Here is a 16,630-nt window from a genome sequence, read left to right on the forward strand (position 1 = left end):
GATAGGCCGGGTGTGGAAGCCGAGTGATCGGTGGAGCTGACCGGTACTAATAGGCCGAGGGCTTGTCCATAGTTGCTCCGCGTCCACTGTGTAGTTCTGAAACCACGACCGCATTGCCCCTGGCCGGGGGGCGGTTGACAGTTTCATAGTGTTTCGGTGGTCATAGCGTGAGGGAAACGCCCGGTTACATTCCGAACCCGGAAGCTAAGCCTTACAGCGCCGATGGTACTGCAGGGGGGACCCTGTGGGAGAGTAGGACGCCGCCGAACAATTGTTGAGGGAGGGCCCCGCAGCCGGGAACGGCAGCGGGGCCCTTTCGCATGCCCGGAAACGGGACCGCACCGCAGGCAGGGCCGTCGTCGGCCGGCTTCCGGCGGCGGGTACAGTCGGCGTGCACCGTCATCGCCCCGGACAGGAGGCCCCCGGGTGGAGGTCCAGGAGACGCGCGTCCAGACCGACCGCGTCCTCACCATCCCCAATCTGCTCAGCATGGCGCGCCTGGTCGGCGTGCCCGTGTTCCTCTGGCTGGTCCTCTGGCCCGAGTTCGGCGGCCCCGACTGCGACGGCTGGGCGCTGCTGATCCTGCTGCTGAGCGGGGTGAGCGACTACCTCGACGGGAAGCTCGCGCGCAAGTGGGGCCAGATCAGCCGGCTGGGGCAGATCCTCGACCCGGCCGCGGACCGGCTGTACGTCTTCTCGACGCTGCTCGGCCTGACCTGGCGGGAGATCATTCCCTGGTGGCTCACGGCGATTCTGCTGCTGCGCGAGCTCTTCATGGGCGTGATGCTTCTGATCCTGCGCAGGAACGGCTACGGCCCGTTCCAGGTGAACTTCCTCGGCAAGGCCGCGACCTTCAATCTGATGTACGCATTCCCGCTGCTCCTTCTGAGCGGCAGGGGCGACTGGCTGGGCAATGCCGCAGATGTTTTCGGATGGGCCTTCGCCTGGTGGGGTACAACCCTCTACTGGTGGGCAGGAATCCTGTACGCGGTGCAGGTCCGCCGGATCCTGAAGGCGGACACCGCGGCCGGCTGATCCCGTTGCGTCGGACGGGTCGTACGTCGCCCGAGCAGGGGGAGCTGGGAACAGCCGGACGGACTGATGTCCACAGCCCTGAAGGAGGACGCACCCGACATGAAGGCCGTCGTGATGGCCGGAGGCGAGGGCACTCGCCTGCGCCCGATGACCTCGAGTATGCCGAAGCCGCTCCTGCCGGTGGTCAACCGGCCGATCATGGAGCACGTCCTGCGGCTGCTCAAGCGGCACGGTCTGCACGAGACCGTGGTCACCGTGCAGTTCCTCGCGTCACTGGTCAAGAACTACTTCGGTGACGGCGAGGAACTGGGCATGAGCCTGACCTACGCCAACGAGGAGGTGCCGCTCGGTACCGCGGGCAGTGTCAAGAACGCGGAGGACGCCCTCAGGGACGACTCCTTCCTGGTCATCTCGGGCGATGCCCTCACCGACTTCGACCTCACCGACCTGATCCGGTTCCACCGCGAGAAGGGCGCGCTCGTCACCGTCTGCCTGACCCGGGTGCCCAACCCCCTGGAGTTCGGCATCACCATCGTCGACGACGAGGGCAAGGTCGAGCGGTTCCTGGAGAAGCCCACCTGGGGCCAGGTGTTCTCGGACACGGTGAACACCGGCATCTACGTGATGGAGCCCGAGGTCTTCGACTACGTCGCCGCCGACCAGTCCGTCGACTGGTCCAGCGACGTCTTCCCGCAGCTCCTCAAGGAGGGCAAGCCGATCTACGGCTACGTCGCCGAGGGCTACTGGGAGGACGTGGGCACCCACGAGAGCTACGTCAAGGCCCAGGCGGACGTCCTGGAGGGCAAGGTCGACGTCGAGATCGACGGCTTCGAGATCTCGCCCGGCGTGTGGGTCGCGGAAGGGGCGGAGGTCGACCCGGACGCGGTCCTGCGCGGGCCGCTGTACATCGGCGACTACGCCAAGGTCGAGGCGGGCGTCGAGCTGCGGGAGCACACCGTGCTCGGCAGCAACGTCGTCGTCAAGCGCGGCGCCTTCCTCCACAAGGCGGTGGTGCACGACAACGTCTACATCGGTCCGCAGAGCAACCTGCGCGGCTGCGTCATCGGCAAGAACACCGACGTGATGCGCGCCGCCCGGATCGACGACGGCGCCGTCATCGGCGACGAGTGCCTCATCGAGGAGGAGTCGATCATCGCGGGCAACGTCCGCGTGTACCCCTTCAAGACCATCGAGGCCGGCGCCTTCGTCAACACCTCGGTCATCTGGGAGTCCCGGGGCCAGGAGCACCTCTTCGGTGCCCGCGGCGTGTCCGGCATCCTCAACGTCGAGATCACCCCCGAGCTGGCCGTGCGGCTGGCCGGCGCCTACGCCACCACCCTGAAGAAGGGCGCCACGGTCACCATCGCGCGTGACCACTCCCGCGGCGCCCGCGCGCTCAAGCGGGCGATGATCTCGGCGCTGCAGACCAGTGCCATCGACGTCCGCGACCTGGAGAACGTCCCGATGCCCGTCGCCCGTCAGCAGACGGCGCGCGGCAGCGCGGGCGGCATCATGCTCCGCACCACGCCGGGCGTGCCGGACTCGGTCGACATCATCTTCTTCGACGAGCGCGGCGCCGACCTCTCCCCGGCCGGACAGCGCAAGGTCGACCGGGTGTACGCGCGGCAGGAGTACCGGCGGGCGTTCCCCGGCGAGATCGGTGACCTCACCTCCTCCTCCCGGGTCTTCGACGCCTACGCGGGCACCCTTCTGAAGGCCGTGGACATCAGCGGCGTGGCCGGCTCCGGCCTCAAGGTCGTGGTGGACGCGGCCCACGGCAGCGCCTCCCTCGTCCTGCCGACCCTGCTGGGCCGGCTCGGCGTCGAGGCGCTCACCGTCAACGGCGGACTCGACGAGACGCACCCCACCGAGACCGCCGAGGACCGGCGGGCCGGCCTGGTGCGCCTGGGCGAGATGGTCGCCTCCTCGCGTGCGGCGTTCGGCGCCCGCTTCGACCCCGTGGGCGAGCGGATCTCCTTCGTCGACGAGCGGGGCCGGATCATCGAGGACGACCGCGCGCTGCTGGTCCTCCTGGACCTGGTGGCCGCCGAGCGGCGCAGCGGCCGGGTCGCGCTCCCCGTCACCACGACCCGGATCGCCGAGCAGGTGGCCGCGTACCACGGCACCGAGGTGCTGTGGACGACCACCTCGCCGGACGACCTCACCCGGGCGTCGTCCTCCGAGGGCACGGTCTTCGGCGGCGACGGGCGCGGCGGGTTCGTGGTCCCGGAGTTCAGCGGCGTCTTCGACGGCGCGGCGGCCTTCGTGCGGCTGATCGGCCTGGTGGCGCGCACCCAGCTCACGCTCAGCCAGATCGACGCCCGCATCCCCAAGGCGCACGTCCTGCGCCGCGACCTCGCCACCCCCTGGTCCGCCAAGGGCATGGTGATGCGGTCCGTCGTCGAGGCGGCGGGCGACCGGGAGGTCGACACCACCGACGGCGTGCGCGTGGTGGAGCCGGACGGGCGCTGGACCATGGTGCTGCCCGACCCGGCCGAGGCCGTCACCCATCTGTGGGCCGAGGGTCCGGACGAGGCCTCGACGGAGGCGCTGCTCGACGAGTGGGCGACCGTCGTCGAGGGCGCCGGCCGGTAGCAGGGCGGCCGGGCGGGCGGCAGGCCCGGCGACCCCGCCGCGGGAACGGCCCTCCGGGGGCGTTCCCGCGGCGTCGTCCTGCCTTCCCCCGCGCTTTCCCCCGCCGTATCGGAGGCTTTGTCACGATCGTGTCCCCGATCACGGCGCGTGTGGCGGGGGTTGTGCGAGCGGACCCCCGTCGACATGCGACGATGTCCCGCATGCCGGAGAAGCGGACGACCCGAGAGCCCGACGCGCGGTACGCGCGCCCGGACGCCTCCATGTCGCTGCTGACCAGCGTCATGGACAACACCCTGGACGACGGGTACGCCGAGGCGGCGCGCCGCAGGGGCGAGTACGGGACCAGCAGGATGCCGTCCGCGGGGCGCGGGCGGCTGGTGCTGGCCGCGGGTCTGGCGCTGGCAGCCGTCGTCATCACCGTGGCCGGGGTGCAGTCCCACAAGGCCGCGCCGACGCTGGCCAAGGAGCGGCAGGAGCTGGTCGACCGCATCAACACCGCCGGATCCTCGGCGGACCGCCTGCAGCGCGACATCGAACGGCTCCGGAGCCGGGTGGCGACCGCGCAGCAGCAGGCGCTGCGGTCGACCGGGGAGGACGTGCGGCTCCAGGAGCTGGGGGTGCTCTCCGGCACGCTCGCCGCGTCCGGTCCGGGCGTGAAGCTCGTCGTCGACGACGCCGCGGACGCCGGGGGCACGGAGGGCGGCACCGACCCGCGGGAGGCGGGCGGCTTCGGCAACAGCGGGCGGGTCCGCGACCACGACCTGCAGCTCGTCGTGAACAGCCTCTGGGAGTCCGGCGCGGAGGCGGTCTCCGTGAACGGGCAGCGCCTCACCGCCCTCTCCGCCATCCGGGCCGCCGGCGACGCCATACTCGTCGACAACCGTCCGCTGGTGCCCCCGTACACGGTCCTGGCGATCGGCGACGGCAAGCAGCTCGCCGCGGGCTTCCGGGACAGCGTGGGCGGCCGCTACCTCAAGCTGCTGCAGGACAACTACGGGATCCGTGCGAACATCTCGGCCCAGGGGAACGTCGACGTGCCGGCCGCGACCGGGGTGACGCTGCGCTACGCCTCGCCTGACGGGGCAGGGACAGGAGGAGCAACACCGTGATTGCCGTACTGGGGCTCGTCATCGGGGTCGTGGTGGGACTCGTGGTCCAGCCCGAGGTGCCCGACGCCGTCGTGCCCTACCTGCCGATCGCCGTGGTCGCCGCGCTGGACGCCGTGTTCGGCGGTCTGCGGGCGATGCTGGACGGGATCTTCGACGACAAGGTCTTCGTCGTCTCGTTCCTCTCCAACGTGGTCGTCGCGGCCCTGATCGTCTTCCTGGGCGACCAGCTCGGCGTCGGGTCCCAGCTGTCGACCGGCGTGGTCGTCGTGCTCGGCATCCGGATCTTCTCCAATGCGGCGGCCATCCGGCGCCACGTCTTCCGGGCGTGAGGACCGGTGGCGGTGCGGGGCGGCCGGGCGGACGTGGCGGCACGGTGAGTACGGCGGGACGATGAACACGGGGACACTGGACGACTGCGGGGCCGGGCGGGAGCACGACGGGTGAGTCAGGACGAGAGCGAGCCGAGGCGCGGCGACGGCACCGGGGCAACGCCCCCGGAGCGGCCGGACGGGCCCGTGCTGCCCGAGGGCGGTGCGGCCGCGGACGCCGGGCGCGGGCCGGACGCGCCCGCGGGCCCGGTGCCCGCCGGGCCGGGAGAGGCCGAGGCGGGGGAGGCCCGCGGGCCGGGCGGGGCCCGGGGCGCGGGGGAGGCGGCGCCGGAGCGTCCGCAGGACCCCGTCTCCCGGACCTGGGGGTCCGCGCCCGGCGGCCCGGCGGCCCGGGACCGGATGCCCGGAGGCGGCCGCGTCCCCGGACCCGACCGCGACCGCTCTCCCGAGGGCCGCGGCGCCGAGGACCGCACCCCGGGGGACCGCACCCCCGTGGGCATGCCCTCCGAGGGCCGTGCCCCCGACGGCCACGGCCCGCTCGGCGACCGCTCCGGCAGCCCCCGTGACCCCGGCGTCCCCGCCGACGGCGACGTGCCCTCCGACAGCTCCTCCTCCGGGGCCGCCGGGACCGGCGCCGGGAGCGGCTCCGCCGCGGGCGGCCCCCCGCGCGACGGCCGCCGCCGCCTGCTGTCGGCGGCGTGGCCGCCGCGGTTCTCGCGCGCCCAGCTGGTCGTCGCCGTGCTGCTCTTCGCCCTCGGGCTGGGCCTGGCGATCCAGGTCAGCTCCACCAACGACCAGAGCCGCCTGCGCGGGGCCCGCCAGGAGGACCTGGTGCGCATCCTCGACGAGCTCGACAGCCGGCAGCAGCGGCTCCAGGAGGAGAAGCACCAGCTGGAGCAGTCGCTGGCGCAGCTGGAGAGCAGCTCCAACCAGGCCAAGGAGGCCCAGGCGCAGACCCGCCGCAAGGAGGAGGAGCTCGGCGTGCTGGCCGGCACGGTCCGGGCGACCGGGCCCGGCATCACGCTGACGATCAGGGACCCCGGCGGCCACGTCAAGGCGGATATGCTGCTGGACACCCTGCAGGAGCTGCGGGCGGCGGGTGCGGAGGCGATCCAGATCGACAACGTGCGGGTGGTGGCGGACACGTACTTCACCGATCCCGCGTCGGGGGGTGTCCAGATCGACGGAAGGAGCGTGTCGCAGCCCTACGTCTTCACCGTGATCGGCAATCCTCAGGATCTGCAGCCGGCCCTCAACATCCCCGGCGGCGTGGTGCGTACCCTGGAGAAGGAGCAGGCCACGGCCACCATCCAGGAGCAGCGGAAGCTCACGGTGGACGCCTTGATCCAGCCGAAGCCGCCTGAGTACGCTCGGCCGGCGCAGCCATGACCGGTGCGTCCGCGCGCCCCCGGTGCCGCCCGCGGCGGGTGCGTCCGCAAGACTGTCCGACGACCACACCACCTCGCCCCGCGGGCGGGTTCGTTTCTTTCAAGGGGATTCGCCCGTGAGTCTGTTCTCGAAGCTGTTCGGCCGCAACGCCCGCCGCGGTGCGGAGGAGGCGCAGACGGCCCGCCACCGCCGTGCCGGCGAGGACCCCGGCGGCGTGCCGGGCATGCGCGGGGCCCCGCAGGGCGACGAGTTCGCCACGCAGGTGGGCGAGCGCCCGCTCTTCCGCGACCAGGCGGGGGGGCAGGGCGGCGGTACGGGTGGCCGCGGCGGCGTCCCCGGCGCGTCGGTTGACCCCTCGGGCGCGCCGCGCATAGGTTTCGACGCGGGACCCTCAACCTCGGGTGGAGGGTTCTCCCCTGACCCCTACACGGCCGCCGCCCACCAGGGCGGCCCGCGCCAGGAGGCTGCGAACGCCATGGCTGCGACGGTGTGCACCCGGTGCGGGAACCACAATCCGGAGGCGGCCCGGTTCTGCTCCAACTGCGGGGCGCCGCTGCGCGGTGGGCAGCCCGTGGAGCGTCCGGCCGAGACGACCTCGACCATCTCCATCTCGGGTCTGGAGTCCTACGACCCCGACGCGACCGGCACCGGCACGCAGCCGGCGCTCTCGCCGGAGGTGCTGGCGGCGATCGACGCCCTGCCCGCCGGCTCGGCGCTGCTGATCGTCCGCCGGGGCCCCAACTCGGGCAGCCGCTTCCTCCTCGACTCCGACCTGACGACGGCCGGACGCCACCCGGAGAGCGACATCTTCCTGGACGACGTCACCGTCTCCCGCCGCCACGTGGAGTTCCGCCGCACGCCGACCGGCTTCACGGTGGCGGACGTCGGCAGTCTCAACGGCACCTACGTGAACCGCGAGAGCATCGACGAGTGGACGCTGTCCAACGGCGACGAGGTGCAGATCGGCAAGTACCGGCTGGTCTTCTTCGCCGGTCACCGCGGGTTCTGACCGGCGGTGTCCGGCCGGTGGGGCCGGTCCGGCGGGCTGCCGGACCGGCCCCTGGCCGGCGGCCCGGGCCGGTGCGGCCCGGGCGGCACGGCTTCGAGCAGCGGAGGTACGGGCGCCGGGGGTCCGAGCAGCCCGACCGGGAGGAGCGCACCCAGCCGTGCCCAGTGACCAGGGAGCCCGCAGTGACGCCGGCGGCGTCCGCCCGCCCGCGGCGGCGGGGACGGTGCCGGCGTCCCGGTCCGTGGACCGCCCGCGGGCGAGGCCGGCGGGCCGGGACAGGCCGATGAGCATCGGCGCCGTCCTGGCGCTGCTGCGCGACGACTTCCCCGAGGTCACCATCTCCAAGATCCGCTTCCTGGAGGCGGAGGGCCTCGTCGAGCCGTCGCGGACGCCGTCGGGCTACCGGAAGTTCGGCCCCTCCGACGTCGAGCGGCTCGGCTACGTCCTGCGCATGCAGCGCGACCACTACCTCCCGCTGCGCGTCATCCGCGAGCACCTGGACGCCATGGACCGGGGCGAGGCGCCCCCGGCGCTGCCCGGCCCCGACCAGCGTCCGGGGCCGGTGGCCGAGGCCGAGCGCGAGCTGGTCCCCGGCGTCGGCGGACCGGGCGGGGTCCGGCTCGGCCGGGCCGAGCTGCTGGCCGCCGCGGAGGCCGAGGAGTCCGAGCTGCGCGAGTGGGAGTCGTACGGCCTGGTCAGCGCGGGACCGGACGGCGGCTACGACGCGGAGATGCTCCAGGTGGCCCGTCTGGTCGCCGAGTTGGGCCGGTTCGGACTGGAGCCGCGCCACCTGCGGGCGGTCAAGGCCGCCGCGGAGCGGGAGGTCGGCCTGGTCGAGCAGGTGGTCGCGCCGCTGCGCCGGCACCGCAACCCCCAGACGCGCGCCCACGCCGAGGCCACTGCCCGGGAGCTGGCGGCCCTCTCCGTGCGGCTGCACGCCGCCCTGGTCCAGGCGGGGCTCCGGGCGCTGCCGCAGTGACCGGCGGGCGGCCCACGGGTCCGGCGCGCCGTGCCCGTGGCGGCGGCTGCGCTTTCATATCCGGGGCGTGGGCCATAGGGTTGCTCTTGTGAACGAGCTCGACGTCGTGGGTGTCCGGGTCGAGATGCCCTCCAACCAGCCGATCGTCCTGCTTCGGGAAGTAGGGGGCGACCGGTACCTTCCCATCTGGATCGGTCCGGGGGAGGCCACCGCGATCGCCTTCGCCCAGCAGGGGATGACGCCGGTCCGGCCGCTGACCCATGATCTCTTCCGCGACGTGCTGGAGGCGGTGGGGCAGCAGCTCACCGAGGTCAGGATCACCGACCTGCGGGAGGGCGTCTTCTACGCCGAGCTGGTATTCGCGAGCGGCGTCGAGGTGAGCGCCCGGCCGTCCGACGCGATAGCGCTCGCCCTGCGCACCGGTACGCCCATCTACGGGAGCGACGGGGTGCTGGACGAGGCCGGGATCGCGATCCCGGACGAGCAGGAGGACGAGGTCGAGAAGTTCCGCGAGTTCCTCGACCAGATCTCCCCGGAGGACTTCGGGAGCACCGGGCCCCAGTAGCGGCCCCCGTGCGCGGGCGCGGCGCGGGCGCGCACGCCCGGGTGCTCCGCCGCCCGCGGACCCCGGGCCGTGCCCGCGGGCCGGCCGGGTCGACCCGGCCGGCCCCGTCGGCGGTGCCCCGGTGGGAGGGCTCCGGTCACGATGCGGTGACGCTCTCCGGGGACCCTCCTGATCGTTTTGCCAAAACGTTCAGTCGTACCCACACTAAGGGCACGCGAAACCACTCACGCGGTGGACTTCGCCCGGCGTGCCCAGCGTGGCGATCGTTGACGCGCCCCTGGCGACTGCCTACCGTCGGGAGTGTGCCCGGAGTCCGACGGCCCCGGGAGACGAGTGGACGGAGGTCGGCGTGAGCAGCACCGGCGACAGTACAGCCGCAGGTGGCTCCAGCCCCGTCCACCCGGTGCGCGAGGACCGCCGCCAGGTGCGGCGCACCTGGGAGGCGCGCGTGTCCGAGGTCCCCGCAGACCCGTCCCCGCAGGACGACGCGCATCCCGGCCCGGCCTCGGCCCTCGTCGGGTTCCGCGGTCCGACCGCCTGCGCCGCGGCCGGCATCACCTACCGGCAGCTCGACTACTGGGCCCGGACCGGGCTCGTCGAGCCGAGCGTCCGCCCGGCCCAGGGCTCCGGCAGCCAGCGGCTCTACAGCTTCCGCGACATCCTCATCCTCAAGATCGTCAAGCGGCTCCTGGACGCGGGCGTCTCCCTGCAGAACATCCGAGTGGCCGTCACCCATCTGCGCTCCCGCGGTATCGCGGACCTCACCGGCGTCACGCTCATGAGCGACGGCGCCACCGTCTACGAGTGCACCTCGCCGCACGAGGTCGTCGACCTGCTCCAGGGCGGCCAGGGCGTCTTCGGGATCGCCGTGGGCGCGGTCTGGCGCGAGCTCGAGGGCTCGCTCGGCAGGCTCCACGCCGAGCGGACGGACACCGGCGAGACCCTGGTCGCCGACGACCCGGGCGACGAACTGGCCCGCCGCCGCATCCGCGCCGTCTGACCCGCTCCCCGCGCCCCCGGCCCCGTCCTGCGGGCGCTGCGCCCCGCGAGCCCCGTTCCGCGAGCCCCGTTCCGAAGGCCCCGCTCCGCGCGGCCGCCGTCCGGACCGCCCCGTGGCCGCCCCGGGCGCGGCCCGCGCGTCCGTACCGTGCCCGCCCGGTGCGCGTCCGGCAGGCGGCGCGACCCGCCCCGGCGGTCGTGCCCGACCGAGCGGCCCTGGCGGCCAGGCCCCGCAGGGAACCGTCCCGCGCCCGGGAGCGTCCGCAGCCGTGGAGGAGGACCACGGTGCGGCGGCGGGAGGAAGCGGTGGGCGTGGCGGGACGTCGGTCGAAGCGGCCGGACCGGCCCGGCAGGGGAGCGGCCCCCGCCGGGCCCGGCCTCCGGGCGGCCCGCGGGCCCGCCGCGCGGCTGCGGGCCCCCGCCGCCGCGGCGGCCGCACGGGTGCGCCGCCTCCTCGCCACCCGGCGGGGCCGCCGCCGGGCCCTGCGGGCGCTGGTGGCGCTCTGCACCGCCGCCCTCCTCCCCGCCACCTGGCTCTGGCTCACGGCGGGCGACCGCGTCCGCACCGAGGCCACGGTGCCGTCCGAGCCGGTCGCGGTCGTCTTCGGCGCGGGCCTCCTCTCCGGCCGCCCCTCGCCATACCTGGCGAACCGGGTCCACACCGCCGCCCGGCTGTACCGGGCGGGCCGGGTGCAGGCGGTCCTGGTGACCGGTGACAACAGCACCACCGACTACGACGAGCCGACCGCTATGCGCGACCAGCTCCGCCGCGAGGGCGTCCCCGCGGTCCGCATCGTCCTGGACTACGCCGGCTTCGACACCTGGGACTCCTGCACCAGGGCGCACCGGATCTTCGGCGTCGACCGGGCGGTGCTGGTCAGTCAGGACTTCCACATCCGCCGCGCGCTCGCCCTGTGCCGCGCGGCGGGCATCGACTCCTACGGCGTCGGCGTCGCCGAGCCGCACGACGCCACCTGGTACTACGGCGGGGTGCGCGAGCTGGCCGCGGCCGGCAAGGCCGCGGTCGACGCCGCCGTCCGGCCGGACCCGCACTTCCTCGGCCCCGCCGAGCCCGGCGTCGCACGCGCGCTGGCCGCGGCCCGCACCGCCGGCGGCCGCAGCCGATAACAGGCCGTGGCGCCCCTCGTGCGGCGGGGCCCGGCGACTGTCCGACCGGTGAGGGAGGATCGGGGGGTGCGCTCCCTGCCGACGATCCTGCACCTGGACATGGACGCCTTCTTCGCCTCGGTGGAGCAGGCGGCCAAGCCCAGCCTGCGCGGGAGGCCGGTCGTGGTGGGCGGCCTCGGCGGGCGCGGCGTGGTCGCCACCGCCTCGTACGAGGCGCGCCGCTTCGGGGTGCACTCGGCGATGGCCATGGCCCACGCCCGGCGCCTCTGCCCCAACGCGGCCTACCTGGTGCCGCGCTTCGAGCTCTACCGGCAGGTCAGCGAGACCGTCATGGGCCTGCTGCGGCGGCTCTCCCCGCTGGTGGAGCCGCTCAGCCTGGACGAGGCGTTCGTGGACCTGGAGGCCGGCCCGTACGGGGAGGTGCTGGCCGGTGCCGCGCCCGCCGCCGGCGCCGACCTGGTCCGGGCGCTGGGCGAGGACCTGCGGGCGGACATCGCGGCCGCCACCGGGCTCACCGGCTCGGTCGGCCTGGCGAGCTGCAAGCTCCTGGCGAAGATCGCCTCGGAGGAGGCCAAGCCGGACGGCCTGGTCCTGGTCGGGCCGGGCACCGAGCGGGCCGTGCTGGCCCCGATGCCGGCCCGGGCGCTGCCGGGCGTCGGCCCCGCCACCGCGGAGACGCTGCGGCGGGCCGGCCTGACCACGGTGGGGGACGTCGCCGCCGCGGCGGAGCCGGAGCTGGTGCGGCTGCTGGGCAGGGCGCACGGGGGCTCGCTCCACGCCATGGCGCTGGGCCTGGACGACCGGCCGGTGGTGGCGGAGCGCGACGCGAAGTCCGTCTCGGTGGAGGACACCTTCGAGGTCGACCTGGTGGAGCGGGACCGGATCGTCCGCGAGGTGGACCGGCTGGCGGCGCGGTGCGTGCGCAGGCTGCGCGGGGCGGGCCGGTCGGGCCGCACGGTGGTGGTGAAGGTGCGGCGGTTCGACTTCAGCACGCTGACCCGCTCGGAGACCCTGCGGGCGCCGACGGACGACCTCTCGGTGATCGCGGAGACCGCCCGGCGGCTGGTGGAGCAGGTCGACGTGACGGGGGGCGTGCGGCTGCTGGGGGTGGGCGTGTCGGGCCTCGCCGACTTCACGCAGGAGGACCTCTTCGCGCAGGCCGCCCAGCGCCCCGGGGAGGACGCGGCGGGGCAGGCGCAGGGCGGGGACGCGGCGCACGGGGACGCGGCGTACGGGGGACCGGGGCAGCCGCGGGCCTTCCACCCCGGCCGGTCCGCCGCTCCGGACGGGGCGGCTGCCGGCGGTGCGGATGGCTCCGACGACGGGGACGACGGGGACGGGGGCGCGCCGGCGGCCCGGCGGTGGATGCCGGGGTACGACGTGCACCATGCGGACTTCGGGCCGGGGTGGGTGCAGGGCAGCGGGGTGGGCCGGGTGACGGTCCGCTTCGAGACCCCGGACTCGCCCCCGGGCCGGGTGCGGACCTTCCGGGTGGACGACCCCGGGCTGCGGCCGGCGCCGCCGGTGCCGCTCGTCGCCTCGGACGGGACGGCCGGCGTGGCCGCGTCCGGCGGCGGCGACTGACGGGTCCGGCCGGGACCTCGCCCCGCGGCTCCCGACGAGGCCTCGGCGGGAGCCGCGGCACAGGGGCGTCGGTGCGGGGGCCGTTCCAGGCGGGTCGGGGCGGGTCGGGGGAGCGGGTGCGGCCGGTACGCCGTGCGCCCCGCGCGGGGAGTGGGATGCCCTTCCACTCTCCACGCGGGGCGCGGTCGGCCCTCGGTGACCCGTCCCTTGGCACCGGGGCCCGTGCGCCGGGGTGTGTCCTCACCCGGCGTCGGTGCGGCGCCCTTGTCAGGCGCCGGTCCTGACCCCCTCGGGGGAAGCCGCCGGCTCGGCGGCGGCGGGCACGGCCCCGGCTGCCGCAGGCGCGGCGCTCGCGGCGGTGGCCGTGCGGCGGATGGCGAAGGGGACGACGGCGGCGACCAGGCAGCCGACCGCGGTGATCCAGAAGGCGTGGCGGTAGGCGTCCAGGGTGGGCAGCCCGATCGCCGGGATGGTGTCGCCGGTGAGCACCGCGCCCATGACGGCGGTGCCGATGGCGCCGCCGACGGTGCGGAGCACGGCGTTCATGCCGTTGGCGATGCCGCTCTGCTCGGCGGGCACCGCGCCGTTGATGTACGCGGGCATCGCGGCGTAGGCGAGGCCGACCCCGAGGCCGAAGAGCCCGGACGCGGTGTAGACGTCGCCCTCGCGGCCGTGCCGCAGGGCGAGGTAGCCCATGGCGACCGCGCCCAGCAGGGCGCCGAGGACCAGCGGCAGGCGCGGGCCGCGGCGGGCGATGAGCAGGGCGCCCACCGGGGCGGCGACCAGGCTGCCGAGGGCGGAGGGCAGCAGCATCACGCCGGCGTGCAGCACGGTGGCGGAGAAGCCGTAGCCGACCTTGGCGGGGGTCTGCGCGAAGTCGCTGATCACCATGAACGAGCCGTACATGCCGAAGCCGACGAGCAGGCCCGAGAGGTTGGTGAAGGCCACCGCCGGGCGGGCCATCATCGACATGTCGACCAGCGGGTGGGCGACCTTGAGTTCCAGGGCGACCCAGGCGGCCGCGACCACCGCGGCCACGGCGAACAGGCCGAGGGTGCGGCCGGAGGTCCAGCCCCAGCCGTTGCCCTGGCTGACGGCGACCAGGAGGGCGGAGAGCCAGGCCGCCAGGGTGAGGGCGCCGAGCGGGTCGGCGCCGCCGGCGCGGTCGACGACGGGGTCGGAGGGGACGCGCAGCGCGACCAGCAGGAGGGCGACGAGCCCGAAGGCCAGGCCCATCCAGAAGATCGACTTGTAGCTCCAGTGCTCGATGAGCAGGCCGGTGGCGACGAGGCCGAGGCCGCTGCCGACGCCCATGCTGGCGCTGATCAGCGCGACGCCGCCGGTGACCTTCCGCGGGGGCAGCTCGTCGCGGACGATGCTGATGGCCAGCGGCAGCACACCGCCGCCGGCGCCCTGCAGGACCCGGGCGACGACCAGCCAGCCGAAGGAGTGGGTGGCGACGGCGATCCCGGAGCCGGCCACCAGGCCGGCGAGGGAGAGGAGCAGGACGGGCTTGCGGCCGCGCAGGTCGCCGAAGCGGCCGAGCAGCGGGGTGAGGACCGCCGCGGCCAGGAGGTTGGCCGTCATCAGCCAGGTGATGCTGGACCCGGTGGCGTGGAGCTCGCGGGCCAGGGACGGCAGGATCGGCACCACCGCGGTCTGCACCACGGAGAAGGCCAGCATGGCGAGGACGAGGGCGGGCAGCACCCGCCCGCTTCCCTGCTGCACGGGGGCCGTGGCGGCGGGCTGGGGTGCCTCACTCACGGGTCTTCCTCCCAGAAGTCATAGTCGTTCATGCCCATTAAGCTTGAAGTGGTGAAGCAATCGTGCGGAAGTTGCTTCAGCGTGTCAAATTTCAAAGTATGAAGTTTAGGTAAAGCGAAGCCCGCGGCCAGGAGGTCCTGGCCGCGGGCTTCGCTGCTGCGGGGGATCGGGGGATCGGGGGCCGGTCAGCCGATCGGCTGATCGCGCTGCGAGACCGGGCCCGAGCCGTTGTACTGCACGACGTGCGGGGGCTCCTGCGGGCCGCCCGCGGCGCCGTGACCGTACACCTGTCCCTGTCCCTGTCCCTGGCCGCCGGCCTGCTCCGGCGTGCCGGACGCACCCGCCGGGCCCCGGCCCTCGGCTCCCGCGTCGCCGCCGTCGTGCACCTTCACCTGCTCGCGGCGCAGCTGCGTGCGGACGACCTCCTCGTGCGTGACGCGCTCGACGACCAGCCGCACCCGCTCGATCGGCACCATCCGCTTGCGGACCACCGGGCGCTCCTCGCGCAGGGTGACCTCCTCCACGGCCTCCGCGATGTCCTCCTCGCTCATCCCCGCGAGCTCGGCCTCGCCCACCGGCACCCGCTCGACCCGGACCCGCTCGCGGACCACCGGGATACGGCGCTCCACCTCCTCGGTCACCACGTACTTGCGCAGCCGGGCGGTGCCGAGGACGTGCCACTCCGTGCCGACGTCCACCCGCTCCTCGCGGCAGACCACGTCGAGGTGGGAGGGGCCGGGGGCGGCCGCCGCCCGGACCTGGCCCTGCTCCGCCGGAGCGGCCTGCTCGCGCCGCGGGTGCTCCTGCAAGGAGGGGGCCTGCACGGAGGGGGCCTGCGCGGCGGGGGCCTGGACGGTGGGCGCCTCGGCGAAGCGGGGCGCCGGGTGGACGTGCTCGGCCGCCGGCCGCACCGCCTGGGCCGTCTGCTGGGGCTGGTACGTCTCGACGGGCCGCGCCTCCTGGGGCCGGTACTCCTGCACGGGCTGCGGCTGCGGCTGCGGCTGCGGCTGCGCTTGGGCGTAGGGCTGGGGCTGCGCCTGGTGCTGGGGCGCCTGCACCTGGGCCTGCGCCGCCTGGGCCTGCTGCTGGTACGCCTGGTGCGGCGGCTCGGCCGCCGCGCCGCGGGCGTCCGGCGCGGGGCTGGCGGCGGGCACGGCGCCGAACTCCCGGTCGGGGGCGTGGGGGGCGCCCTGCGCGGGCCGGCCGCCGGGGGCGTCGAGGCCGTAGTAGCGGTAGAGCTGCAGTTCCTGCGCGGGGGAGAGGTGCTGGCCCGCGCCGAAGTCCGGCGACTCCTTGACGAGGGACTTCTCGTACGGCACCCGCAGCTGGTCGCCCGAGAACTCGCTCGCGTTCAGGGGGACGAAGGCGTCGCGGCCGAAGACGCCGGTGCGCACGGCTGCCCACTCGGGACGTCCGGTGGCGTCGTCGAGGTACACCTCGTCCACGGTGCCGATCTTGTCCCCGTTCCGGTCGACGGCCTTGTGGCCGATCAGGTCCCGCGGATCGATGTCGGTCTGCACGGTTCCTCCAGTGCAATTTCCCGGCATGCGCCGGCGGCCCCGGGCGCCGGGGCGGCGAATGAGTGGCAGGCGGTCACACCGCCAATTCACACAAAAATGCATATTCCGCCCGATGTCGACCCGGGGAGGGCCGTGCGGGATTCCGGTGGACCGTTCGGGGGTAGGCGTGCGGCTCCACCAGCGGCGCTCCGTGTACGGGCGGGCCCGGACGGGAGGCGGGCGAGCCGGGGCGTGCGGGCGCGCCGCTGGTAGTGTGGGATCGACCGTCGAGCCCGTTCGGGAGAGTCCTCACGCCCCCGCCCCGGCGGGAGCAGGGCGCCGAAGGAGCAACTCCTCCCCGGAATCTCTCAGGCATCCGTACCGGACGGGCGAGGTCACTCTGGAAAGCAGGGAAGGGTGCGGCCGGCACAGGCGCCGGCGGCCGGTCCCTCACCGACGGTGCAAGCCGGCGGGCGCGGGCGCGGGGGTGTTCCCCCGGGCGCGGGTGCGCGGCGAAGCTCTCAGGTTCCGATGACAGAGGGGGAGGCCGTCCGGGCCCGCACGCGCCGGCCGCCGGCCCCGCAGGACGCCGGCGCACCGTACGCGCGCGAGCCCCCACCGGTCCGTGACCAGGAGGCCTCAAGCG

The 16,630-nt window shown here is 74.7% G+C and carries 13 protein-coding genes, 1 rRNA gene, 1 pseudogene and 1 riboswitch; of the genes and pseudogenes, 12 read left to right on the forward strand and 3 right to left on the reverse strand.

All coding sequences use genetic code 11. The annotated features are described in order from the left end of the window. Nucleotides 1-152 precede the first annotated feature (152 nt). From rrf to LO771_RS18985, 12 genes are all read left to right on the forward strand, one after another. Nucleotides 153-269: ribosomal RNA gene (gene rrf, locus LO771_RS18930) — 5S ribosomal RNA — on the forward strand. Between the two features lie 157 nt (nucleotides 270-426). Further along, nucleotides 427-1,035 (forward strand): CDP-alcohol phosphatidyltransferase family protein, encoded by a 609-nt coding sequence (locus tag LO771_RS18935; protein ID WP_230654054.1) that lies wholly within the window; start codon nucleotides 427-429, stop codon nucleotides 1,033-1,035. A 99-nt stretch (nucleotides 1,036-1,134) separates the two neighbouring features. After that, nucleotides 1,135-3,630, forward strand: a complete 2,496-nt coding sequence (locus LO771_RS18940; RefSeq protein ID WP_230654241.1) for a mannose-1-phosphate guanyltransferase — start codon at nucleotides 1,135-1,137, stop codon at nucleotides 3,628-3,630. 200 nt (nucleotides 3,631-3,830) lie between these two features. Next, nucleotides 3,831-4,739: a DUF881 domain-containing protein gene (locus tag LO771_RS18945; protein WP_230654056.1), complete on the forward strand. Its 909-nt coding sequence runs from the start codon at nucleotides 3,831-3,833 to the stop codon at nucleotides 4,737-4,739. Then, a complete protein-coding gene (locus LO771_RS18950; RefSeq protein WP_230654058.1) occupies nucleotides 4,736-5,068 on the forward strand; it encodes a small basic family protein in 333 nt (110 codons plus the stop codon). Before LO771_RS18945 ends, LO771_RS18950 begins: the two co-directional genes overlap by 4 nt. 111 nt (nucleotides 5,069-5,179) lie before the next feature. Then, on the forward strand, nucleotides 5,180-6,457 hold the full coding sequence (locus LO771_RS18955; protein ID WP_374228197.1) for a DUF881 domain-containing protein: 1,278 nt from the start codon (nucleotides 5,180-5,182) through the stop codon (nucleotides 6,455-6,457). Between the two features lie 115 nt (nucleotides 6,458-6,572). Continuing rightward, nucleotides 6,573-7,466 (forward strand): FHA domain-containing protein, encoded by an 894-nt coding sequence (locus tag LO771_RS18960; protein ID WP_308188944.1) that lies wholly within the window; start codon nucleotides 6,573-6,575, stop codon nucleotides 7,464-7,466. Nucleotides 7,467-7,749: 283 nt separating this feature from the next. Next, a complete protein-coding gene (locus tag LO771_RS18965) occupies nucleotides 7,750-8,445 on the forward strand; it encodes a MerR family transcriptional regulator (RefSeq protein WP_230654060.1) in 696 nt (231 codons plus the stop codon). An 88-nt stretch (nucleotides 8,446-8,533) separates the two neighbouring features. After that, on the forward strand, nucleotides 8,534-9,010 hold the full coding sequence (locus tag LO771_RS18970) for a bifunctional nuclease family protein (RefSeq protein ID WP_230654062.1): 477 nt from the start codon (nucleotides 8,534-8,536) through the stop codon (nucleotides 9,008-9,010). Between the two features lie 349 nt (nucleotides 9,011-9,359). Next, nucleotides 9,360-10,010 (forward strand): MerR family transcriptional regulator, encoded by a 651-nt coding sequence (locus LO771_RS18975; RefSeq protein ID WP_230654063.1) that lies wholly within the window; start codon nucleotides 9,360-9,362, stop codon nucleotides 10,008-10,010. 407 nt (nucleotides 10,011-10,417) lie between these two features. Next, entirely contained in the window at nucleotides 10,418-11,137 is a 720-nt protein-coding gene (locus LO771_RS18980) for a vancomycin high temperature exclusion protein (RefSeq protein ID WP_230654247.1), read from the forward strand. Between the two features lie 66 nt (nucleotides 11,138-11,203). Next, nucleotides 11,204-12,721: a DNA polymerase IV gene (locus LO771_RS18985; RefSeq protein WP_230654064.1), complete on the forward strand. Its 1,518-nt coding sequence runs from the start codon at nucleotides 11,204-11,206 to the stop codon at nucleotides 12,719-12,721. Between the two features lie 267 nt (nucleotides 12,722-12,988). Here the strand turns inward: LO771_RS18985 and LO771_RS18990 are convergent, their stop codons facing one another. The 3 genes and pseudogenes from LO771_RS18990 to LO771_RS19000 all read right to left on the reverse strand — a co-directional run. Then, nucleotides 12,989-14,485: an MFS transporter gene (locus LO771_RS18990; RefSeq protein ID WP_230654066.1), complete on the reverse strand. Its 1,497-nt coding sequence runs from the start codon at nucleotides 14,483-14,485 to the stop codon at nucleotides 12,989-12,991. Between the two features lie 185 nt (nucleotides 14,486-14,670). Beyond that, nucleotides 14,671-15,639, reverse strand: a complete 969-nt coding sequence (locus LO771_RS31390) for a DUF2382 domain-containing protein (protein ID WP_308188950.1) — start codon at nucleotides 15,637-15,639, stop codon at nucleotides 14,671-14,673. Nucleotides 15,640-15,642: 3 nt separating this feature from the next. Next, nucleotides 15,643-16,005 (reverse strand): annotated as a pseudogene (locus LO771_RS19000) (PRC-barrel domain-containing protein); the annotation flags it as partial. 267 nt (nucleotides 16,006-16,272) lie between these two features. Further along, nucleotides 16,273-16,378: riboswitch (glycine riboswitch) on the forward strand. The last annotated feature ends 252 nt before the right edge of the window (nucleotides 16,379-16,630 follow it).

Source organism: Streptacidiphilus sp. ASG 303 (genome assembly GCF_020991365.1).
In the GTDB taxonomy this organism is placed as follows: domain Bacteria; phylum Actinomycetota; class Actinomycetes; order Streptomycetales; family Streptomycetaceae; genus Peterkaempfera.

Bases quoted from the DNA above. Each gene is read 5' to 3' on its own strand.
- LO771_RS18940 (WP_230654241.1), top strand. From the start codon at position 1,135: ATGAAGGCCGTCGTGATGGCCGGAGGCGAGGGCACTCGCCTGCGCCCG.
- LO771_RS18945 (WP_230654056.1), top strand. From the start codon at position 3,831: ATGCCGGAGAAGCGGACGACCCGAGAGCCCGACGCGCGGTACGCGCGC.
- LO771_RS18965 (WP_230654060.1), top strand. From the start codon at position 7,750: ATGAGCATCGGCGCCGTCCTGGCGCTGCTGCGCGACGACTTCCCCGAG.